General features: G+C 66.9%; 20 protein-coding genes. 12 read left to right on the top strand and 8 right to left on the bottom strand.

What is annotated here, in order from left to right; genetic code table 11:
* Positions 1-371: 371 nt before the first annotated feature.
* Positions 372-1,310 (bottom strand): AraC family transcriptional regulator, encoded by a 939-nt coding sequence (locus E1263_RS34740; protein WP_132175270.1) that lies wholly within the window; start codon positions 1,308-1,310, stop codon positions 372-374.
* Positions 1,311-1,385: 75 nt separating this feature from the next.
* On the opposite strand from E1263_RS34740, the gene E1263_RS34735 reads away from it, so the two are divergent.
* On the top strand, positions 1,386-2,234 hold the full coding sequence (locus E1263_RS34735; RefSeq protein ID WP_132175268.1) for an NAD(P)H-binding protein: 849 nt from the start codon (positions 1,386-1,388) through the stop codon (positions 2,232-2,234).
* 54 nt (positions 2,235-2,288) lie between these two features.
* Here E1263_RS34735 and E1263_RS34730 read toward each other — a convergent pair whose 3' ends face one another.
* Complete coding sequence (locus E1263_RS34730; RefSeq protein ID WP_132175266.1) at positions 2,289-3,449, bottom strand: zinc-dependent metalloprotease family protein; 1,161 nt, start codon at positions 3,447-3,449, stop codon at positions 2,289-2,291.
* 147 nt (positions 3,450-3,596) lie between these two features.
* Between E1263_RS34730 and E1263_RS34725 the strand changes: the two genes are divergently transcribed.
* The 3 genes from E1263_RS34725 (at position 3,597) to E1263_RS34715 (ending at position 5,639) form a co-directional block, all read left to right on the top strand.
* Positions 3,597-4,562: a helix-turn-helix transcriptional regulator gene (locus tag E1263_RS34725; RefSeq protein ID WP_132175264.1), complete on the top strand. Its 966-nt coding sequence runs from the start codon at positions 3,597-3,599 to the stop codon at positions 4,560-4,562.
* A complete protein-coding gene (locus E1263_RS34720; protein ID WP_132175262.1) occupies positions 4,559-5,143 on the top strand; it encodes a YdeI/OmpD-associated family protein in 585 nt (194 codons plus the stop codon). Before E1263_RS34725 ends, E1263_RS34720 begins: the two co-directional genes overlap by 4 nt.
* Positions 5,144-5,303: 160 nt before the next feature.
* On the top strand, positions 5,304-5,639 hold the full coding sequence (locus E1263_RS34715) for a cupin domain-containing protein (protein WP_132175260.1): 336 nt from the start codon (positions 5,304-5,306) through the stop codon (positions 5,637-5,639).
* A 46-nt stretch (positions 5,640-5,685) separates the two neighbouring features.
* On the opposite strand, the gene E1263_RS34710 is transcribed toward E1263_RS34715, so the two are convergent.
* Both E1263_RS34710 and E1263_RS34705 read right to left on the bottom strand, forming a co-directional pair.
* Positions 5,686-6,594, bottom strand: a complete 909-nt coding sequence (locus E1263_RS34710) for a UbiA prenyltransferase family protein (RefSeq protein ID WP_238161818.1) — start codon at positions 6,592-6,594, stop codon at positions 5,686-5,688.
* Between the two features lie 57 nt (positions 6,595-6,651).
* Positions 6,652-7,497, bottom strand: coding sequence for a Vgb family protein (locus E1263_RS34705; RefSeq protein WP_132175258.1), 846 nt, complete (start codon positions 7,495-7,497; stop codon positions 6,652-6,654).
* A gap of 53 nt (positions 7,498-7,550) precedes the next feature.
* On the opposite strand from E1263_RS34705, the gene E1263_RS34700 reads away from it, so the two are divergent.
* Positions 7,551-8,315, top strand: coding sequence for an SDR family NAD(P)-dependent oxidoreductase (locus E1263_RS34700; protein WP_132175256.1), 765 nt, complete (start codon positions 7,551-7,553; stop codon positions 8,313-8,315).
* A gap of 17 nt (positions 8,316-8,332) precedes the next feature.
* Here E1263_RS34700 and E1263_RS34695 read toward each other — a convergent pair whose 3' ends face one another.
* On the bottom strand, positions 8,333-9,829 hold the full coding sequence (locus tag E1263_RS34695) for an LCP family protein (RefSeq protein WP_132175254.1): 1,497 nt from the start codon (positions 9,827-9,829) through the stop codon (positions 8,333-8,335).
* 147 nt (positions 9,830-9,976) lie between these two features.
* Positions 9,977-11,746 (bottom strand): protein-arginine deiminase family protein, encoded by a 1,770-nt coding sequence (locus E1263_RS34690; protein ID WP_132175252.1) that lies wholly within the window; start codon positions 11,744-11,746, stop codon positions 9,977-9,979.
* A gap of 176 nt (positions 11,747-11,922) precedes the next feature.
* Between E1263_RS34690 and E1263_RS34685 the strand changes: the two genes are divergently transcribed.
* Positions 11,923-12,792, top strand: coding sequence for a DUF3152 domain-containing protein (locus E1263_RS34685; RefSeq protein ID WP_132175250.1), 870 nt, complete (start codon positions 11,923-11,925; stop codon positions 12,790-12,792).
* Here the strand turns inward: E1263_RS34685 and E1263_RS34680 are convergent, their stop codons facing one another.
* Positions 12,793-13,371: a MarR family transcriptional regulator gene (locus tag E1263_RS34680; protein ID WP_238161816.1), complete on the bottom strand. Its 579-nt coding sequence runs from the start codon at positions 13,369-13,371 to the stop codon at positions 12,793-12,795.
* 95 nt (positions 13,372-13,466) lie between these two features.
* Between E1263_RS34680 and E1263_RS34675 the strand changes: the two genes are divergently transcribed.
* The 4 genes from E1263_RS34675 to E1263_RS34660 all read left to right on the top strand — a co-directional run bounded on the left by E1263_RS34675 (position 13,467) and on the right by E1263_RS34660 (position 17,907).
* Complete coding sequence (locus tag E1263_RS34675) at positions 13,467-14,228, top strand: SDR family NAD(P)-dependent oxidoreductase (RefSeq protein ID WP_132175248.1); 762 nt, start codon at positions 13,467-13,469, stop codon at positions 14,226-14,228.
* 212 nt (positions 14,229-14,440) lie between these two features.
* The gene (locus E1263_RS34670) at positions 14,441-14,671 is read left to right on the top strand and encodes a hypothetical protein (protein WP_132175246.1); all 231 of its coding nucleotides are present in this window, start codon (positions 14,441-14,443) and stop codon (positions 14,669-14,671) included.
* 906 nt (positions 14,672-15,577) lie between these two features.
* Positions 15,578-17,338, top strand: a complete 1,761-nt coding sequence (locus tag E1263_RS34665) for a PHP domain-containing protein (RefSeq protein ID WP_132175244.1) — start codon at positions 15,578-15,580, stop codon at positions 17,336-17,338.
* Positions 17,299-17,907 carry a hypothetical protein gene (locus E1263_RS34660; RefSeq protein WP_238161815.1) on the top strand — a complete coding sequence of 203 codons (609 nt, stop codon included), beginning with the start codon at positions 17,299-17,301 and terminating at the stop codon, positions 17,905-17,907. The genes E1263_RS34665 and E1263_RS34660 overlap by 40 nt, the downstream gene beginning before the upstream one ends.
* Here the strand turns inward: E1263_RS34660 and E1263_RS34655 are convergent.
* Complete coding sequence (locus E1263_RS34655) at positions 17,901-20,138, bottom strand: HelD family protein (protein ID WP_202869201.1); 2,238 nt, start codon at positions 20,136-20,138, stop codon at positions 17,901-17,903. The two genes, E1263_RS34660 and E1263_RS34655, sit on opposite strands and share 7 nt — an antisense overlap.
* Positions 20,139-20,269: 131 nt before the next feature.
* Between E1263_RS34655 and E1263_RS34650 the strand changes: the two genes are divergently transcribed.
* Together E1263_RS34650 and E1263_RS34645 are read left to right on the top strand one after the other, a co-directional pair.
* Positions 20,270-20,701, top strand: coding sequence for a hypothetical protein (locus E1263_RS34650; protein WP_132175240.1), 432 nt, complete (start codon positions 20,270-20,272; stop codon positions 20,699-20,701).
* Positions 20,702-20,736: 35 nt separating this feature from the next.
* Positions 20,737-21,216, top strand: a 480-nt coding sequence (locus E1263_RS34645) for an NADPH-dependent FMN reductase (RefSeq protein ID WP_132175238.1), incomplete at its 3' end; no start/stop codon positions are given.

Below are 21,216 nucleotides of genomic sequence, written 5' to 3'. Positions count from 1 at the left end.
CGCGCCAATCGCGAACCGAACCTCCATCGAAACCACCAGATCCGCCACGACCCACCAACGAACCGCAGCCATCAAGTGTCCGACATGTCCCTACACATCTCCGTCCGACATGTCCCTTCAGAACACAAGCCGATTTTGGGGGGTAAGGCTCCCCGGCTCCGCGCTGTCACAGCAACCATTGCGGCGGATCAGCAAAAAGGCGTCCTGGTCGTTGGCGGCAACCACAGAACGTCACCTCAAGCCTCCTCCACTGTGGTCGCAGCCTCGCCATCCCGCTCAGCCACGCGCCCGGCTCAGCTATCCGTCTCTGTAAACGGCCGCAGCGGCGAGCAACCAAACGCCGTACCGGCCCGGCCGCATCCAAGCAATGCTTAAGCCGCGTCCTGACGCCGATGCGCGGAAGGCGTCGTACCGCGAACCCGTTTAAACGCAACGCTAAGCGCAAACGCATTGGCGTACCCGACCCGCCGAGCGATCGTCTCCACAGTGTCCTGGGTACTACGAAGCTGATCGGCCGCAAGCGTGATGCGCCACGTCGTGAGGTAACTCATCGGCGCCTCACCAACGACCGCAGTGAACCGCCGCGCGAGACTAGCGCGCGATACCCCGACCCGATCAGCCAACTCCGGAACACTCCACGGGTACGCCGGATCCTCGTGCAGCAGGCGCAGTGCGCCACCCGCAACCGGATCAGTCTGCGCCTGGTACCAGCCGGGGGCCTGCGATTCCGGCCGATCGAACCACGCCCGCAACGTAATGATCAGCGCGAGATCGAGCCATCGATCCAGCACACTCTGCTGCCCCGGCGACTCACGCCGGATCTCGCCCGCGATCATCTCCATCACCGGCCCCGCGACATCACCAGCCGGTACGACGAGCACCGACGGAAGCGCGTTGACAAGTCGCCGACTGACATCACCAGCCACCGAATAGGTGCCGCTAGCAACCATTGCCGACCCCGAAGCGCGACCGCCGTACGTGCGCAGGCCGAGCCGTTCGCTGTAGTCAATAGGGGCTCCAGGCAACGGTTCGCAGATATTCCCGGGCCGGATCCGCAGCTGCGGTGCGGTGCTGACGGTGTCGCCGACGACGTAGGGCGTCGTACCGGTGAAGATCGCGACGTCGCCGGTCGCCATCTGGAGTGGCTCGATTCCGTCCCGGGTGATCCACGCGTCGCCGCGCACCATCGTCGCGAGTGCGAGTGGCGCCTCTTCGCGGATCTCCAGCGCCCACGGCGGCTCCAGGACGCCGAGGTTGAACACCCCGTCCACCGCGCGAGTCCCGGTCAGCAGATCATCGAGCACATCCATAGGCTGAGCGTATCGGACATCAAACTGCGCTGAACAGCCATGGTTAAGCTCAATCTTCCGCGCTGAACTAGTCCCATGACCAACCAAGAGATCCTCATCCTCGGCGGCAAAGGCAAGACCGGCCGCCGCGTCGCAGCCCAGCTCGACGCCCGCAAAGTCCCCTACCGGCTCGCATCCCGCTCGAGCGCGCAACGCTTCGACTGGTACGACGAGAGCACGTGGTCCCCGACCATCGCCGGCGCCGAGACGGCGTACCTGGCGCCGCCGGTCGGCCCGACCGGGCTCGCCCAGGCAGGCCGCTTCGTGCAGCAGGCCGCCGACGAAGGGCTACGTCGCATCGTCCTTCTGTCCGGGCGTGGCGTCGGCAGCCCCGGGCGCGAGTTCGCCGTCTACGAAGGTCAGCTCGGGCTAGAGCACGCCGTACAGGCCAGTGGTGCGGACTGGACGATCATCCAGCCGGCCTGGTTCGCCCAGGGCTTCAGCGAAGACTTCTTCCGGTACGACGTGCTGGCCGGCGAAATCCGGTTGTCGGCCGGCGACGGTGGCGAGGCGTGGATCGACACCAACGATGTCGGCGACGTGATGGCCGCTGCCCTGCTGAGCGAGGCTTACACCGGCGCGACCTACGCCCTGTCCGGCCCGCGCACTTTGACCATGGACGAGGTGGCTGCCGAGCTCACCGTCGCCGCCGGCCGCCCGATCAAGTACGTCGATCTCGACCCCGAGCAGCATGTCGCCGAGATCATCAACCAGGGCCTGCCCCGTGAAGACGCCGAGGCGGTCCGCGATCTGTTCGCGGTCATTCGCAATCACCGTTCGGAGTACGTGTCGAACGGCGTACAGGAGATCCTTGGTCGTCCGCCGCGCGACTTCACCGACTGGGCCCGCGAAACCGCAGCGACCGGAGTCTGGCAACCGTCGTGACAAAGAAGAAGGCCTTCACACCCACCTGACTGCGTGTGAAGGCCTTCCCCCGAATCAGTGCTGCTGGAGCTCGGTCCACTCGCTGTGGGTCATCTCCTGCAGTTCCGCCGACGCGGTCTTGGACTGAATGTTCGCGCCCTGACCGACGGCGCCGCCGCCGAACACGATGTTGGCCCAGTTGTTCTGGGTGGTCAGCGTGTTGGTGAGGTTGTCGTCGTTGATGTCGGCCGCGCCGGTGTCGACGGTGTCACCGTCGCAGTTCCAGTCGATCCGGCCGCTGGCGGTACCGGTCGTCGTGCGGCTGGTGCCGTCCGGGCACTTCCAGCTGGTCTTGTACACGTCGAGGTTCGGGCCGAGGCCGATCGACTCCTTCAGGCCGGTCTCGTTCAGCGCCGGCGGGGCGACGTTCGAGTAGCTCCAGTAGCGGGTGCCGTCGGCCTTCGGGACACCGCCGAGCTGGAAGAAGTAGTTCATCACGCTCAGGTAGTTCGGCTTGTAGTTGACGTGGTCCGAACCGCCGTGCCGCAGGCCGAGGTTGTGCCCGAGCTCGTGGATGAACGTGCCGACGTTGGTGTTGTCGGTCGCGTTCCAGTTGCACTTCGGGCCGACCGTGACGATGAACGTGTCGTTCGGGATGTTGAAGGCCTGGCCGCTGCTGCAGCCGCCGTCGTAGCTGTCGGCGAAGAGCATGTAGTGGAAGACGGCCTTGCGGACCGACTTGAAGTTGGCGTTCTTGATCGCGGTGGTCTGCGACGCCGACGGATTCAAGTCGTTGTCATAGGCAACGAGATTGCCGCCACCGAGGTTGTACGCCGCACCGGCGGCCGACCCGGCGTCGAGGTGGATCTTGATCCCGGCGGTGCCGTTCGGGTTCATCACCGGGGCCTGCGCGAAGACCTGCACGATCCGGTCCAGGGCCGCCGTACTGGCGAGCCGGCCGTCCATGTAGTCCATCTCGACGAACAGGTCCTTCTTCTTCGGGTCGGCGCCCATCGCCTTCAGGTCGACGTCGACGACGCCGTCACCGTTGGCGTCGTACCCGTTGGTCTCCCAGGTGTCGGGCAGTGAGTCACCGTCGGTGTCAGTGGCCAGCACCGCCTGGCCGACGGCAGGGGCGGCGCCGTCGGAAGGAACGGAGGCCACGGCACTGGTCGCGGCGAGCGCGACAGCGGCGAGGGAACTGAGGACAGTCAGGAAGGCAGGGCGGCGCCTCATGCAGATCTCCTTGGGGGCGGTCAGTGATCTGTCAGGCACCCTAGGTGATACCGGTCACTGTGCACGAGGCAATTCCGCGCCATGGCCCAAATGAGTCAGCCGAGGTAGCGGACGGAACCTGGCCGCTATTGGTGCCAAGCTAGTCCCATGTCCGAAACTTCAGCCCGACTGCTCTCGCTGCTGTCTTTGCTCCAGGCGCGCCGTGACTGGCCGGGTGCGCTGCTCGCCGAGCGCCTGGAGGTCAGTTCCCGGACGGTACGACGCGATGTCGACCGGCTGCGCGATCTCGGCTACCCGGTCCGAGCGATCAAGGGACCGGACGGCGGTTACCGGCTCGCCGCCGGTGCCGAGCTGCCGCCGTTGCTCTTCGACGACGACCAGGCGATTGCAGTCGCGGTTGCCCTGCAGACCGCGACCACGACGGTCACCGGTATCGAAGAAGGCGCGTTGCGGGCGTTGGCCACGGTTCGTCAGGTGATGCCGGCGCGACTGCGGCAACGCGTCGACGCGCTGCAGGTGACCACGATCGACAAATACCCGAACCGCCGTACGACGGTCGATTCGAACCAGTTGATCGCAATCGGGATGGCGGTCCGGGCGCAGGAGGTACTGCGGTTCGACTACCAGTCACCGGGTGCGCCGGAAGGCGAATGGCCGCCGCCGCGTGCGGTGGAACCACATCACCTGGTGACCTGGGGTGGCCGGTGGTACCTCGTTGCGTGGGACCTCGGGCGCAAGGACTGGCGGACCTTCCGCGTCGACCGGATGACGCCGAAGACGCCGACCGGACCACGGTTCACCCAGCGCGAACTGCCTACGGCGGATGTCGCGACGTACATCGCTCGTCAGTTTAAGACCACGCAGCAATTCCCCTGCCGTGGTGAGGCAGTGCTGCAGTTGCCGGCGGACGAGGTCGCGCCCTGGTCCGGCCAGGACACGATGGTCGAAGAGGTTACGCCGGCCAGTTGCCGCGTGACCATGACCGCCTGGTCCTGGGTCGGCCTCGCCGCCCGCTTCGCCATGTTCGAGTGCGACCTGAAGCTCGTCGGCCCGCCCGAGCTGATCGACGCCGCCCACCACATCGCCACCCGCTTCCAGGAGAACGCCCGATGACCGAAGAACTGATCCTCGCCGACGCGGCCGCCTGGCACGACTGGCTGACCGAGAACCACGAATCCAGCGACGGCGTCTGGCTGGTCCTGGCCAAGAAGAACGTCACCACCCCCACCAACCTGATCGTCGCCGACGCCCTCGACGAAGCCCTCTGTCACGGCTGGATCGACGGCCAACGCAAAACCCGCGACGACCACACCTACCTCCAGCGCTACACCCCCCGCCGCCCCCGCAGTACCTGGTCCCAACGCAACGTCGACTACATCGCCCGCCTCGACCAAGCCGGCCGCATGCAACCCGCCGGCTGGGCCGAAGTAGACCGAGCCAAAGCCGACGGCCGCTGGGCCAACGCCTACAGCGGCTCCGCCAACCTCGAGATCCCGGCAGACCTGGCTGCCGCCATCGCCGCCGTACCCCAAGCCCAAGCCATGTTCGACATCCTCACCAGCGCCAACCGCTTCGCCGTCGTCCACCGAGTCAACGGCGCCAAACGCGAAGAAACCAGAACCCGCCGAATCACCCAGTTCGTCGACCAACTCTCCCGCGGCGAAACCATCTACCCCCAAAAACGAACCCTCTGATCCCTCGCCCCGCCGCTCGCCCCGCCCCATTTGGTGGGCTGACCCATCGCGTTGTGGGTGGGCCAGCCGCATGCAGTTGGCCCACCCACACTCCCGTGGGCCGACCCATCAAACGCGCGCGCCGCGCACTCTGTACCTATTGGTATGTACAATCCAGATCATGTCCGCTGACCAGATCACCCGCCAGGTAGTCCTCGACCAGACGCTCCCCGCCGACCTCCCCGTCCGCCGGGTCGAGGCGCGCCGCATCACCATGGCCCCCAACACCGCCGTCGGCATCCACACCCACAATGGCCCAGTCTTCGGCAGCATCGAGACCGGATCCGCCGTCTATCAACTCCGCGACGACCCCGAGCTCACGCTCTACCCTGGCGACCTCTTCTACGAGCCCGCCGACGAGCCGATCCGCTTCGACGCCGGCCCGGACGGCGTTACCTTCCTCGCCTATTTCCCCGTCACCGACGGCCAGGAAGCAACCCTCGACCTCCTCAAATGAGGCAAGTGCGCGAGGTCAAGCGGGTAGTGGGCCGCAAGCTCAGTCATCAGATCGCTCCGGTATACGTCAGGGCGAAGGTTGCACACGGGAACAGGAACAGTGACGCCAGCACAATGATCCCCTTGAACGACTGCTGCGTCCCGATCAGCTTCCGATAAGCGAGCACCAGGACCGGCACCATCACCACCTCCAGCGGGAGCATGCTCCGCGGGATGATCGTGTCCGTAGCAGCCAGTACGACGGACAACGCCGCCGCCGCGATCCAGGCGCCGTACCCGATCCGGTACGTCGTTCCTGCTCCGTACCGGACCGCGATCGTCTGGTACCCGGCCGCCCGGTCGGCTTCCAGATCAGCCAGCGTGGTCGGCAGATAAAGACCAACTGCGGCAAGCGTCCCTTGCAGACCCATCAGCCACGGAAAGTCGCTGAGATCCGGGTTGATCGCAGCCCAACCAGCCAACGGCCCGAAGGCCCCAAGCGCCAAAGCATTCACCGCAACGTCAAACCCGGCTCGCGTCTTCAGCCGCACCGGCGGCACGCTGTATGCATACCCGAGCAGCACCGCGAGCAGCACGCCAACCGCGAACACGACCCCGACATGCAGGCTGATCCCCACCGCAGTCACCGCGGCCGCGAATGCCAGCCGTTTCGCCGCGCGCAGTGTGATCCGCCCGTCCAGCAAAGGCGATTTCGCCTTCCGCGGATTGAGCCGATCGCTCGGCAGGTCGTACGCGTCGTTGACCGCCAGCACCGCAAGCCAAACCAGCGGACCCATCACGACCGCGCCAACAATCAGCCGCGGCCACTCTTCCAGCGGTGGAACCAGTTGCCGTGTAGCGAGCAAGATCCCGACGTAATACGGCACGATCGAAACGACCCAGAAGGCCGGCCGCCCAACCGCCAGCACATCGCGAACCCGGTGCTGTCTGGTGCGAGTTGCCAAGGTGGTGGCCACATCACCACTCTCCTCCGGCAACCTCCACCAGCGCCTCACCACAAAGCGTGAGTCCCCTCACTCCCCAGCGTGAATGTGAGCAAGCGAACCATTCTCCAGCGCCACCCAGACCGACCCGTCACTATCGACAGCCAGACCATGCGGTTCCGACTCTTCGCCTAATGGGTGAACCGAAACCACCGCTCCGGATGCATCAAGCCGCGCCAGCGAACCCGAACCCCACAACGTGATCCAGCACCCACCATCCGCCGTCGCGACAACCGCGTGCGGCTTAGACCCCGCAGGCAGCGCGAACTCCGAGATCTTCCCGTCCGCAGTGATCCGCCCAGCCTGATCAGCCATGATCTCGACGAACCACACAGCCGACGGCCCAGCGCTGATCCCCACCGGCCCCGCCCCTTCGGTAGGCAGCCGGTACGTCGTCACTTCGCCGGCCGTAGTCATCCGCCCGATCGCATTGCCCTGGTTGAGCGTGAACCACAGCTCGTCGGTCGCGGTGATCATCGCCGGAAACGCCCCGTCGACGCCGATCGGAAACACCGTAACCTCACCGGAGCCAGTGATCCGCGCAATCTGATCCGTGCTCATCAACGTGCACCACAAGGCATTGTCCGGCCCCACGCAGATCCCGTACGGCGCGCCCGCCACCGCGATCTGCGAAACGTTGCCGGAGGCATCAATACGCCCAACCTGATCATCGCCGTTCCGAGTGAACCAACCCCCGCCGTCGGTAGCGGCGGTGATCACCATCGGCCGCGACTCCGCCGACCCCAGCTCATAGCGCACACCAGCACTCACCTGTACGACGGCGCCCGCGTGCACGAGGGTCGTCCACACGTCACCATCGGCGATCGCAACGCCGTACGGGCCCTCGCCCGGTCCCGAGACTTCCTGGAGTGACATCCAGCAATCCTACTTTCTCCTGCGCTGACCTACTCCCGGCTAGCCTCAAGACTGTGACTGGGCGTTTGATCGACGAGGTCGTACTGGTAACCGGCGCTGCCCGTGGAATCGGGCGAGCCGTAGCGGAGAAGGCCGCCGCGGAAGGTGCCGCGGTCGGGCTGATCGACGTACTGGCTGATCAGCTTGCGACCACGGCCGAAGCCATCCGGGCGACCGGTGCCCGAGCGGTCGCCGCCGTCGGCGATATCACCAACGAGAACTCGGTCGCCGAAGCCGTCGCCCAACTCGCCGCCGAGCTGGGCCCGGTCACCGTGCTCGTCAACAACGCAGGCAAGAACGCCTACGCCGATGCCACCCGAATGACCGTTGACGAATGGGACTCGGTCTTCGATGTCGACCTGAAAGGTGCCTGGCTGATGGCCCGCCAGGTGCTCCCGGCCATGATCGAGAACCGCCGCGGGGCCATCGTCAACATCGCCTCGATCCACGCGAAGCTGACCACCGCCGGCATGTTCCCCTACGCCGCAGCCAAGGCAGGCCTCATCGGCATGACCCGTTCGCTGGCCCTCGATGTCGGACCGCACAACATCCGCGTCAACGCCGTCAGCCCCGGCTACATCGCCACCGACCTGCTCGAAGAGTTCTTCACGACCTTCCCCCACGAACGCGACCACGCTGTCGGCGTTCATCCCCTCGGCCGCATCGGAACCCCCGAAGACGTCGCCGAGGTCGTCTGCTTCCTTGCCTCGCCGGCCGCCGCCTTCGTCACCGGCGCCGACTGGGCCGTCGACGGCGGCCTCGGCATCCGCTACGCCTGACCCTCAGCCCTCGGGGTTCAGCCTTCGGGGTTGTAGGCGCAGGCTGAGGCGAGATCGGGAGCCGGGGCCTTGGGGGTTGCCTTCCCGTTCGGCTTGCGAGGCGGTGTGGTCGTCGTCGATTTGGGGGCCGGGTTCAGGTGTTGCTGGATGAGTGTGCGCATCGCGGCGTAGTTGGGGTTGCGGCCGCTGGGGTAGTTCTTCTCTTTGTTGAGATCGATGTTGGTGATGGCGCCGTCCTTGACGCGCTGGCCGAGGGTGACGAACGCCGGGAGGATCGTCTGCGGGATGTCGGTGCGGATCAGGTTCTCGCCGGCCTTGGCCAGGTCCATGTAGTTGGCCAGGACGTTCTGCGGGGTGGCGCGTTCGACGATGGCTTTGACGGTGCAGCGCTGGCGGGCCTGGCGGGCGACGTCGGCGCCGGGGACCTTGTAGCGGCCGCGGGCGAACCAGAGCGCGTCGGTGCCGTTGAGTTTCCGGTTGGGCCCTGGGTCGAGATAGCGGCTCGGCGGGATCTTCTTGTCGTCGTTGCCGCCGACCGGGACTTTGTAGTTGATGTTCACGGTGATGCCACCGAGCGCCTCGACCAACTGGGCGAAGCCGGCCAGGTTGACCTGCACGTAGTAGTGCAGCTTCAGGCCGAGAGCCTCACCGACCGACAGCTTCAGTACGTCGGCGCCAGGGTTGTCCGAGGGCCCGATCAGGTCGCGGTGCTCGGCGGGAATGATCCGGTACATCGCGTCGAGGTAGTAGTTCGGCTGTTCCTTCGGCCCGTTGGGGTCCCAGTAGCCGGTCGGGAACTGCTCGTGCAGTTTGGTGCCCTCCGGGAACGGCATCCGCATCCAGTTCCGGGTGAGCGAGATCAGCGAGGTCTTGCCGGTTCTGGTGTCGATACTCGCGACCATCACCGAGTCGGTCCGGGTGCCGTCGCGGCCCTCGCCGTCGTCGGCGCCGAGCAGCAGGACGTTCAGCCGCGGGAGCTGGGCCCAGGGGTCTTTGGTGTTCTTGATCTTCGGCCGGGTCTGACTCTTCGACTTGTCGCCGGAGAACACCTTCTCCACGAGCTGCCGCTGCGCCATCAGCGTCTGCGCGCCGAGCGCCGTACTGGAGGCCATCCCGAAGCACACCAGACCGATCACCGCGGACCCCGCCAGCCGCGCTCCCGGTCCGGCGGTCAACGGCCGGAGCATCTTGTACGACGAGACGAGGACGGCGACCCAGTACAGCGCAACCACGCCGAGGCCGACCACCATCCACAGCAGGATGTCCGGGTTCAGCGCCCAGGTGACCACGTCGTCACGACGAGCGAGCGCCAGGTACGCAGCCGCGCCGTACAGGCTCAGGCTGAGCAGGGTGACGGCGGTCCCCAACCGCCGTCGCCCCGCCGCCAGATAGCTCACGCCCGGGAGCAGCACCCCCACGATCGCCAGCGCCAGCGCCCCAACCCCGGACCGCTCACGCCGCTTGGCCCGCCGCGCACGACGCGCCGGCGGCCCAGATCTGCTCCTCGAGGACATGGGCTCCACTCATCGACCGACAACAGGACACTGACCGCGGCCCCGAACCGCACTCAGCCCCATTCGAGTCCCTGACTCCGCAAAAAGTTCGGACGACTCGCAGATCCTGACCGGTTCCTGCCGTCGGTCACCAAGTCGCGGCGGGCATCAGGACGTCCACCACGGAGCGGTTTGCGAGACATCGCGGAGAGCATTGGTCGCGCAGTGGACCTCGCCACCGCCGAGGTGGGACCAGAAGAAGTTCTCGACCCAATGCACCCGTACGCCGTTCCGCCCGAGCGCGCGCTCTGTTGCCTGCCGGAACACATCGCGACCGTGTAATCGCGGTCCGTGCGGGTCGGGAGCGGCGAACTGGCGATCGGTGATCGACAGGCCGTTCACGAGACCCGGCGTCAGCGCCCTCAGCAGGCCGTAGCCGGGAACGCGGTCGAAGAACACCGGGAGGCGGACGAGCTCGTCCGCGCGCAGCCCGGTCGCCTTGAGCAGGATCGCGAGCTGTTCGTCGATGTGCTGAGCGGCTGATTCGTTGTCGGCGAGTTTGGTCAGCAGCTCGTCGACAGTGGGTTTCCTCTTGGCGTTGGTGTCGGCGAACAGTCGCTGACTGCCACCGCCTTGCCGCTGCACATCCCGCAACAGCTTCGCCGCAAGCCGCGGATCCGCTACCGCCAGCGTCCATCCACGAGCGTTGTTCGCCCGTACGACGTGCGTCGTCTCATCGGCATGGCCAACCATCAGCCACGACGTGTCGACCACCACCGGCGGCTGATATCCCTGCCCGGTCACCAGCTTCAGGTACGCCGAATCGGGCCGCCGCTCGCCGGCGCCGTACAGGACCCGTCCTTGTGGATAACCGTCGTACGGCGGGAGTGTCTCGAGGTTGCCGCCCATGTTCAGCAGATCGTCGAGACTGGGCGAGGCCTTCGCGGCCAGCTCCTGAACGACACCGACATCGGGTCCGCGCAGATCGCGGAAGATCAGCCGCCCGGCCGGCCGCGGAGTCGCGACTCCGTCGAAGTCCCAGACATTGCCGGACCGGATCAGAATCCGCATTGTGTGCGGCCCACCAACACCCGGCATGCTCGCGGTCGCCGGCTCGAACGTGTCCTGTAACCACATGTCCTTCCAGCCCTGCTTCGTACCTTTCACAAACTTCACCCGGGCCCCAGCCGCCGCCCGCAATGTCCGCGCAAACGGCTCCCACTCGCCAGGCACCCCATCTGGATACGGCGCCGAACCGTTCCACCACCCGGGCCCGTCGTTAGGGGCGCCCGCCAGCACGGTCTGAGCCGGCTGCAGATCGTTCTGCAACATCAACGGCGCAATCCGCATCTGTACGACGTCTGTGCTGCTCCGCCCGCGGTCCCGCACCGTCAACGTGACTGTGATCCGCCCATCCCACTTGGCCGGATCGCGAACAACATCCCGCCCCTCCAGCCCAAGCCGCACGCCCCGCCGCAGTTGATCCGCAGTGAGCGCACCAACCGAGTGGCCGTTGGCGAAGATGCGGGCTTTGTCGGCCGGGACGACCGTCAGCGTGCCTGTCGCGGTGGACGAAAGGTTGCGTAGGGCATCGATCTTCAGCGGAGCCAGGTCAGCGAGATCGCGGGGTCCGTTGATGACTTCGTCGGCTGCATCGTTGCAGGCAGCGAGTTTGTCGTCGACCGCGCGGCCGGGAGCGTCCAGGTCGCTTGGATCAACGCGGCAGCGGCGGCTGTCGTCGTCGAGGTTGGGTAGGAAGATTGCGCCGCGATGGTCGGTCCAGGTGGAGCGGCCGGCGTTGTCGGCGGTGGTGAGCCGGCCGTCGCGGTTCACGTCGGCGGTCAGGTGTGCGGGTGGTGCCGCCCCCCAGGCAGCAAGCACTGGGGTTCCGGCGGTGAGCAGGGTCGCGGCGGTCAGGCCCGCGGTCCAGCGTCTCATCGGAGATCTCCTTTAGTAATACGAGCGTGCTTTTTCAACCCTGAAAATAGCACGGTCGTGTCAGAACCGGCAGGTGGAGAAAAGATCTCCACCCGGCGACCGAGAAGGGTTTACGCCCTTGCAGGCAAGAAGAGGTGGATGGACGCTCACCAGGGCGTCGTGAGGAGAGGGGCTCGATGCGCCGCTGGACAGCTGTCAGGATCGTCGGACTCGCCGCCGTGGCGGTGGTCGGCGCCGGAGTGCTCTACCAGCTCCCGGCCAGCCCGTTCGACCGCGGCGGCAAGCCCGAGCGGCCGGTCGTCGCCCAGTCCGAGCCGTCCGACAAGCCCGCCGTACAGAAGGGCGATCCCGCGCCGAAGCCGAAGGGCGATCCCGGTGACAAGCCCGCCGATCCGCCGGCCGAGAACGACCAGTCGTCGACGACCCCCGATCGTCCCGCCGCCGCGATCACCTATCCGCAGCGCGGCACCGTGAACTTCACCGTGCTCCCCGCCGACCCGGCCCACCGCGTGATCGGTCGCGCTGGCCGCTTGATGACCTTCCAGATCGCCATCGAGGGCGGGATCAAGGGCATCAACCAGACCGAGCTGGCCGAGTTCGTCCGTACGACGTATGGCGCGCCGCAGGGCTGGACCGCGGGTGGCAAGTGGCGATTCCAGCAGGTCGGACCGGGGGAGCAGGCCGACTTCCGGCTCATGTTCGTCACGCCGGAAACCCGCGACACGTACTGCGGTTTCGCCCCCGACCGCTACACCAGTTGCCGGATCGGCGATCGGGTTGTGCTCAACATCGCCCGCTGGGTCAACGGAGTCCCGAACTACGGCGCCTCACTGACGACGTACCGGCAGTACATGGTCAACCACGAGACCGGACACCGTCTCGGCAACGCCCACCAGCTCTGCCCCGGCGCCGGACAGCCGGCGCCGGTCATGCAGCAGCAGACACTCGGGCTCCACGGCTGCACGGCGTACCCGTGGCCCTATCGGGATGGGTCGCTCTACCGCGGTCAGCTCGGCAAGTACAACGACTCCATCCCAGGGACCTGATCAGTTCTGGAGAAACACCTGCGGCAGCGCCTGGCTGGGACCAGAGGTGCTCGATGACCCTTCGAGACCGTCCGCCACCGTGTGCAGCAGGCGGATCAGATGCGCAGCGTCGTCCGGACCGAGGATTCCAGTGACGACATCGAGGACGCGGACGGTCAGACCGTCCAGCTGGGACAGGCGTGCCTGCCCCAGTCCGGTGACGACGACCTGGCGACCGGTCTTGACCATGCCGAGCGCGGCCAGGTCGGAGATGGCCAGCTCAGCCTCGGCCGTGGTCGTGCCGATCTGCTCGGCAACACCCTCCGGCGTGCTCCGGCCGTTCGCAATCGCGCTCAGCACCAGGGCGGCCGGCATCTTCAAACCGACCGCGTCCTGCAGGCCGAGAATCAGCGGATGGGCGTGGCCGCGCACGCGCTCGACGGCATCGAGCAGGCGTAGCGCATCACCGGCGTTCCCGATCAGGTGCTCGGTCTGCACGGCGGCGAAGGCCGTCGCTTGAACCGGAGCAGGCGGTCCCACAACTTCGACTGCAGGTTTGCGCAGTGCGAGAGCCTGGGTTTCCTCGTCTTCGATGGTCACGCCTTCCAGCGTACGGAGTCCTTCCGACAGCTCGGCGTGTCGTTCCTGAGGAAAGCCTATGAATCGCGACCCGTCAGTCACTTACTCTCGCGGGCATGCAGCTGAGTGGGAAACGAGCCCTGGTCATCGGTGGCGGCGGAGCCGGAATCGGGCGGGCCATCACCAACGCGTTCGGCGTCGAAGGAGCCGCGGTGGCCGTCGCGGATCTCGACCCCGCCCGCTCGGCCGAGGCTGCCGAGCAAGTGCGAGCAGCCGGCGGTACGGCGTACCCGGTGAGCGGTGACGTGCGCTCACTCACCGACATCGAGGCGATGGTCGCGAGCGCTGTGGAGAGCCTCGGCGGACTCGACATCCTGATCACGGTCGTCGGCGGGCAGGTCGCGTTCGTCCCCGCGGTGAAGCTGCACGAGATGGCCGACGCGGATTGGGACACCATCTACGAGGTCAACCTCCGGTACGTCGCTCGCGCGGTCCGGACCGTCCTGCGGGTCTTCCTCGACCAGGGCACCGGCGGCTCGATCGTCAGCGTCGGCTCGGTGACCGGATTCATGGCGGCTCCCGACCAAGCGGCGTACGGGGTGATGAAGGCCGGCATCCTCAGCCTGGCCCGGACTGTCGCCGCCGAGTACGCCGCCAATGGCATCCGGATGAATGTCGCAGCCGCCGGTGCGATTGCGACCGCGGTCAACACTGCGCCGGCGGATGTTTGGGTCGACGAGATCCCGCTCGGTCGCTACGGCCGCTCCGAAGAAGTTGCGGCTGCTGTTGTCCACCTGGCCTCCGACGCAGCGGCGTACACGACCGGGCAGCAGTTGGTTCTGGACGGCGGCGTCTCCGTACGCGGGCCTTTCGGCTGAAATTCACGACAGTCGAAAATCTGCTCGAACAATTCGAGTCCGGATGGTCCGAAAAAGTTTGCCCGGAGTCGGAGAAATCGAGATCGGTGCGTGACCAAGGGCTCACATGCTCCGTTGGTTCTGATGTGACGGTGAACACCTACGGCGCATCGTCACCGCGCTCGCCCGCGATTTATCCCTTGCCGATCATCGCGAATTTGCCAGGAGGACCAGTGACAACCGCCACCGCCACCCAGATCGTCGAGCGCCGTCGCGTGCGGGTCTGGTTCGGTGAGCACGTGATCGCCGACTACAACGCCGAGCCGGCGTTGGCCGAGCGGTACGCCCACGCCATGAGCCGTCGGTTCGCCGGCCTCCGGGTCACCAACGACCCGATGCCCGCCGTCGACCGGCTCCCCGATCCCTTGCCCGGCGAGCGCATGTGGGACGTAGCACCCCGCTAGAGCAGAATTCCGAGCGTCTTTTCGTCGTCCGTATCTCACCAGACAACCCACCCGGACGACGGTCGGCCGAGAACCTCACCTCGACCACAAAAGACTTTCGGTGCCGGCGGCAAGTGAGCGTTGGCGTTCTGCTCCTCACTTGCCGCCGCATTTCTCCCCTGAATGCGCCTGAATGCAGTAATTCCTGAACCATTCTCACGTCCGCATCGGAGCCCCCAGCCCGGTGCGGACGTTTTTTGTTTTACCGGCTTAGGCATCGCTTGGATGCGGCCGGGCCGGTACGGCGTTTGGTTGCTCGCCGCTGCGGCCGTTTACAGAGACGGATAGCTGAGCTGGGCGCGTGGCTGAGCTGGATGGCGAGGTCGGCGACCGCGTGGACGTTGCTTGAGGTGACGTTCTGTGGTTGCCGCCAACGACCAGGACGCCTTTTTGCTGATCCGCCGCAGTGGTTGCTGTGACAGCGCGGAGCCGGGGAGCGTTACCCCCCAAAATCGGCTAGTTATGCTCCCCAGCCTCAAGCAACCGCCACTTTCCAGGCGACCGCACCACTAGAGCAACCACAGAACGTCACCTCAAGCAACGTTCACCGCGGTCGCGGCCTCGCCATCGAGCTCAGCCACCGGACCGGCCCACCCGAAGGCTCAGTGGCCGCCGTCAGGCGGCCGAACCCCGCGCAAACCCGCACCTTTGTGGACCGCCAAGGCCACCAGCCGCCCACCAGGATCCACAAAGCGACCAATCCCGCGATCCGGCCCCCGCGGTCTCAGCTGGTGGTCCGCCTTGATGAACGCGAGCGCCCGCTGCGACGGCGTCGCAGGTGCGTTCAACGGTTCACCGGAGCAACACCCGGCGGACATGCAAAGGGGCGATGATCCGGCGGATTTCCCTTTGTCAGGAGGAAGCACGATGGGGCACTCGCACGCCGCCGGTCACGGGCATGGACACGGTCATGGTCACGGGCACGGACATGGGCACGACCACTCGCACGACCATCACCACCCCAACACCGAACTCGACGCGTCCACGCTGGCCGCGCTCGACGAGTCGGTACCCGACAGCGACCTGAGCCCGACCGAGGTGAGCCGCCGCGGACTGCTTCGCTCGGCCGGCATCCTCGGCGGTACGGCGGCGCTAGCGGTCACCGGCGCCCAATTCGCGGCTGCGACCGCGCCGAAGGACGGGTGGATCTTCAATCACGGCAACCGGCCGAACGTCTGGCTGGCCGGCGATCACCACATCCACACCCAGTTCAGCTCCGACGGCATGTACCGCGTGATCGACCAGGCGCGGCATGCAGCGGCGTACGGTCTGGACTGGCTCGTGATCACCGACCACGGCGGCGCGACGCACGCCCGGATCGGCGTCGACCTGGTCAACCCGCAGATCAAGGCCGCCCGCTCCGAGCTCAAAGACACCCTGATCTTCCAGGGGCTGGAGTGGAACATCCCGGCCGCCGAGCACGGCACGATCTTCGTCGCGCCGGGCAGCCGCGAGGTCGAGGTGCTCAAGCAGTTCGAGAACAGCTACGACGGCAGCGTGAAGAACGCCGGTGCGAACACTGCGGCCAACGAGGCGCTCGCGGTCTCCGGCATCCAGTGGCTCGGCCAGCAGGTCGACAAGCGCCGGGTCGCCGATGCGCTCTTCCTGGCCAACCACCCGGCCCGCAACGGCATCGACAGCCCGCACGAGATCCGCAACTGGCGCGACGCTGACCCGCGCATCGCGATCGGCTTCGAGGGCGCTCCCGGTCACCAGGCCGGCGGTCTTCCGAAGGGGATCGGTACCGGCGGTGCCCGCGGGATCTACGGCAACTCACCGAACGCGAACTCGTTCCCGGCGTACCCGCCGGAGAGCTACCGCACCTGGGGTGGTTTCGACTGGATGACCGCGACCGTCGGCGGTCTGTGGGACAGCCTTCTCGCCGAGGGCAAGCCGTGGTGGATCAGCGCGAACTCCGACTCGCACAACAACTGGAACGAGACTGCCCGCCGCCCCGACGGCTCCAGTCAGGAGCAGTTCGACCGCGACGGCCGGTACATGGATCCGGTCTACGGCAACCAGGTGCTCCCCACGAACAGTGACTTCTGGCCCGGCTTCTACAGCCGTACGCACGTCGGTGCTGACCGCCGCGACTACCTGTCGGTGATGGAGGGTCTGCGCAACGGCCGGATGTGGGTCGACCACGGCATGCTCGCGAAGGGTGTCGAGGTCGAGGTCCGCGAGGTCGGCAAGCGGTACGGCGAACCTCTCGGCGGCGCGCTCGTCGTACGGAAGGGCCGTCCGGTCGAGCTCGTCGTACGGATCACCGCTCAGACGATGCCGAACTGGGCGAACTTCGTCCCGACGCTCAACCGCGTCGACGTCATCCAGGGCGCGGTGACCGGCCACGTCAGCGACCGCGACACCTTCGCGGCGCCGAAGACCAAGGTCGTCCGGCAGTGGGACACCTCGGGCAAGCGCGGCACCTTCGAGCTCGTCCACCCGCTCGGCCGGGTCGAGGAAGCTTCCTACATTCGCGTGCGAGGCACGGACGGACACCGTAGCCAGCCTGGGTATCACGGTGCAGCCGTCGACCCGGCCGGACCGGCGCTCGACGTGGTCGGCGACGCGGACCCGTGGGTCGACCTGTGGTTCTACACGAACCCGATCTGGGTGCTGCCGAAGTGATTGTCGCCGTCGACGCCGACAGCAGGGACACAGCGGAAGCCGACCACCTGCTGTACGAACTGCTCGAGGCTGTGGACCAGCCGGTCGTCGCCTGCACCCACATGGTGCACGGCGGCGACCGCCCGCACGTGGCGGTCTCGCTGGCCGTCGCCGCCGATATCGCCGAACCGATCCGCGCCTTGCTCGCGGATCGGTTCGCAGGCGTGGCGATCACCCAACCGGGCGCTTCCCAACCCGAGCTCTCCGGCCCGAGCCAACTCGTCCGCGGCGCCTACGTGGCCGCCGTCGAAGCAGCACTCGGTACGGCGGGTCGTGTCGTCCGCTGGCCCGGTCACGAGCAGGGCCGCGGCGTCCTGCGTGCGGCCGAGCTCCGGGCACGGGCGGGAATCGACCACCTGGAAGCCGTTGGTGGCCTACCGATCACCGACGACGCACTGGTCGACACGCTCGACTTCCTCCGCCCAGTACGGCGGGAAGGCCAGCTCGTACTGCAGTTACAGCCGGCGGCCGGCAACCTGCTGATCCCGTTCGAACTCCAGCATCAGCAGAAGTGTTGCGCCGATCACTGATTCCAGTCGTGACCGGCCAACGCCTCGGGCAGCTCACCAATGATCCCGAGACGTTGTGTGCAACGGGTCAGAGCGACGTACAGGTCTCGGAGTCCGCGCGGGGACTCGATCACGATGCCGTCCGGGTCGACGACCAGGACGGAGTCGAACTCGAGTCCCTTCGCTTCGCGGGCGGTCAGGACGGTGACCCCGGTCAGGCCGTCGACCGCTTCCTGAATGAGCTCGAGCCGGCTGCGTGACGTGATCACGCCGACCTCGCCGTACTGGGTCTCCTCGGACGCCATCTTGTAGACATACAAGGGTTGTTCGGCCGGTGCGACGTCCGCGTGCCACGGCTGGACGCCGGTCGAACGGACTGAGCGCGGAGGTTTGGCCGTCGGGTCGACCTCGTGCAGCACGGCGTTTGCGAGGTCCATCACCTCGGCCGGCGTGCGGTAGTTGAGGGTGAGCTCCGCCAGCCGCCAGCGGTCGCCGAAGGTCTCACCGAGCGCGGACGACCAGCTCGTGCCGCCGCCGATCGCGCTGGTCTGAGCGACATCGCCGACCAGCGTCATCGAGCGCAACGGACAGCGCCGCGCGATCGCACGCCAGGCCATCGGGGTGAGCTCCTGCGCTTCGTCGACGATGACGTGGCCGTAGGTCCACCGACGGTCGGCGCCGGCACGCTCGGCGAGGGTGCGGTCGTCGTCGGCTTCGTAGCGCTCGGCAAGCATCTGCGCATCGAGGATGTCCTTCGCGGTCAGCACCTCGGAGGCGTCTTCCTCGTCGAAGTCGGTCGACCCCGAACCGGACAGCAGGTCCAAAGCCCCTTGTGCATAAGCGATTGAGCGCGCCCGGGCTGCTCTTTCCCGCGCGGCTTCGGTCCCGTCGTCGCCGAGAAGCTCGGCCGCTTCGTCGAGCAGCGGTACGTCGGACGGGCTCCAGTCGGCGCCGTACCGGAGGAGGTGTTCGCGGTCGAGGACACTCAGTTGGGGCGCGGCCTCGGCGAGTCGCGCTTCGTCGCCGTACAGGTCTTCGAGGAGCGTCTGCGGGCTGAGCTGCGGCCAGAGTTTGTCCAGCAGGGCATGGATTGCGGGCTCGGCGAGGATCTCTTTGCGGAGCTCGGCGAGGTCGTACTCGTCGAGGAGGTTCTCGCCGTCGAGCGGGTCGGTGCCGATCAGGTCCGAGTACTGCGCGGTCAGGCCGTCGACGATCTCGTTGAGGAAGAACGGGCGCGCCTGGTTGTGCGTGAGATTCCGGCGGCGCGCGTGGTTGCGAGTCGTGCGAGCGAACTCGGGGTCGAGCGTCAGCGTCGTCCGGTCGACGAGGACCTCGACCGGGCTCTCCGGCACCCACTGCCGAGCGGCGACCGCCTTCTCGATCACCTCGGCCATCACCGCGCGGCCCTTCACCTCGGCGCTCTCCGGCGCCTCGGGACGGGTTGCCGACAAGCCCGGGTACAGCTCGGCGATCGTGACCAGGCGAACGCCGTCCTCACCGAGCGACGGGAGCACCTGGCCGATGAACTTGAGGAATGCCGCATTCGGTCCGACGACCAGAATTCCGCGCTTTTCCAGTTGCTCACGGTGCGTGTACAGAAGATAGGCCGCGCGGTGCAGTGCGATTGCGGTCTTACCAGTGCCGGGACCGCCTTGGACGACCAGGACTCCGGGGAGCCCGGAGCGGATGATCCGGTCCTGGTCGGACTGGATCGTCTGCACGATCGACTCCATCTGGCCGGTCCGGCGCGCGTCCAGCGCCTTCAGCAGCACGGCCTCGCCGATCACGCCGGTCCCTGGCTTGGACGGATCAGCGGCCTCCCGATCGAGGTCCAGTTGCTCGTCCTGCACGTCGACGACGCGACGCAACCGCGTTTGGATATGGCGACGCCGTACGACGCCTTGGTTGGCGATCGCGGTCGCGATGTAGAACGGGCGCGCTGCCGGAGCGCGCCAGTCGATCAGCAACGGCTCGTAGTCAGCGTCGTGCAGCCCGAGCCGGCCGATGTGCAGCACCTCGCCGTCGGCCGCGTCCAGCCGCCCGAAATACAGGCCTTCCTCGGCGCGATTCAGCCGGGACAACCGGATGTCGAGGTTGCGGATCCGCCCGTCGCGCTGGTTGAGCGCCTGCGCGTTCCGGGTGCTGATCAGCAGCTCTTCCCGGGTACGCCGTTCCGTCCGATCCCGCTCGGTGTCGAGGGCGGCGTAGAAGGTCGTGAGATGCGCTTGTTCGGCGTCGACCGGATTCGGCAATTCAAAACCCCTTGTGATAAAATGCGTCTCTGTTGGCTCCCGAATGCATTTCTTTGGTGGTAGCCACAAATCCATGAGTTTATCTGGTGCGAGGCATTTCTTGTAGTGGGGGCTTCGTCGAGGCTAATGGGGTGTTTTCGCTGAAGCCGTGGCTCTGGATCGCGAACGCTTCGGCGACACTGCTGCTGGCGGTGGCGATCATCGCGCAACTGGTCGACGCCGGCTCCCCGGACGATTCTTCCTGCGGGCCGCAGTGTGATCCGCACGGCTACACGGTGATCTTCATCGGTCTGCCGTCCGTCCTCGGCGCGCTCTTCACCCTGAACGCGGTCGGGTTCCTGGTGGCGCGTCGCCGTGCCGGCCTCTGGCTCGCAGTGATTGCCGCGGCGGGCTGTGCGTTCGAGCTGCTCCTCCTGCGGAGTCTGCTGTCGACGGTCCGCATCGTGGAGGTCGGCCTGGTGATCGTGGTGACCGTGGTCCTGGCGATCCTGGGCCTGCGCACGCCGCCGGTTCCCGCGCGACCGCCGTACCGGCTGCCGGAGCCGCCGTACCCGCCGGCTTGACCTCAAGTCGTGTTGAGGTATTAGCGTCCTGGGACGTGACTGTCCATCCGCTCCGCCTCGCCGTGCTCACCCGCAACCTCGAGCCCGGCCGCTTCGGCACTGCGGTCACCGAATGGTTCGCCCGTGAGGCCGACCGGCACGACGAGTTCAAACCCGACCTGATCGACCTCAGCACGCTCCCGCTGACCGATCTCCCGGCCCGGATCGCCGAGGCCGACGCGATCGTCATCGTGACGGCCGAGTACAACCACGCCTACCCCGGCGACCTCAAGACCGCGATCGACGCCGTCCGCCGCCCCTGGTTCGCCAAACCCGTCGCCTTCGTCGTCTACGGCGGCCGCTCCCGAGGCCTCCGCGCCGCCGAACAACTCCGCCTGGTCTTCGGCGAACTCCACGCCGTCCCCATCCGCGACACCCTCGCCTTCCACGAATCCGACTTCACCGAACCTGGCCTCCCCAGCTCCGCCGAGCCGCTCGACCCCACCACCCCGGCTGCCGCCCAAGCCCTCCTCACC

Source organism: Kribbella antibiotica (genome assembly GCF_004349055.1).
Lineage (GTDB): Bacteria > Actinomycetota > Actinomycetes > Propionibacteriales > Kribbellaceae > Kribbella > Kribbella antibiotica.
Note: the sequence above shows the minus strand (reverse complement) of the source record. Positions and strands in the feature narration are given on the sequence as shown.

Bases quoted from the DNA above. Each gene is read 5' to 3' on its own strand.
- E1263_RS34665 (WP_132175244.1), top strand. From the start codon at position 15,578: ATGGGGCACTCGCACGCCGCCGGTCACGGGCATGGACACGGTCATGGT.
- E1263_RS34740 (WP_132175270.1), bottom strand. From the start codon at position 1,310: ATGGATGTGCTCGATGATCTGCTGACCGGGACTCGCGCGGTGGACGGG.
- E1263_RS34725 (WP_132175264.1), top strand. From the start codon at position 3,597: ATGTCCGAAACTTCAGCCCGACTGCTCTCGCTGCTGTCTTTGCTCCAG.
- E1263_RS34720 (WP_132175262.1), top strand. From the start codon at position 4,559: ATGACCGAAGAACTGATCCTCGCCGACGCGGCCGCCTGGCACGACTGG.
- E1263_RS34690 (WP_132175252.1), bottom strand. From the start codon at position 11,746: ATGAGACGCTGGACCGCGGGCCTGACCGCCGCGACCCTGCTCACCGCC.
- E1263_RS34735 (WP_132175268.1), top strand. From the start codon at position 1,386: ATGACCAACCAAGAGATCCTCATCCTCGGCGGCAAAGGCAAGACCGGC.
- E1263_RS34695 (WP_132175254.1), bottom strand. From the start codon at position 9,829: ATGTCCTCGAGGAGCAGATCTGGGCCGCCGGCGCGTCGTGCGCGGCGG.
- E1263_RS34715 (WP_132175260.1), top strand. From the start codon at position 5,304: ATGTCCGCTGACCAGATCACCCGCCAGGTAGTCCTCGACCAGACGCTC.
- E1263_RS34675 (WP_132175248.1), top strand. From the start codon at position 13,467: ATGCAGCTGAGTGGGAAACGAGCCCTGGTCATCGGTGGCGGCGGAGCC.
- E1263_RS34705 (WP_132175258.1), bottom strand. From the start codon at position 7,497: ATGTCACTCCAGGAAGTCTCGGGACCGGGCGAGGGCCCGTACGGCGTT.
- E1263_RS34685 (WP_132175250.1), top strand. From the start codon at position 11,923: ATGCGCCGCTGGACAGCTGTCAGGATCGTCGGACTCGCCGCCGTGGCG.
- E1263_RS34730 (WP_132175266.1), bottom strand. From the start codon at position 3,449: ATGAGGCGCCGCCCTGCCTTCCTGACTGTCCTCAGTTCCCTCGCCGCT.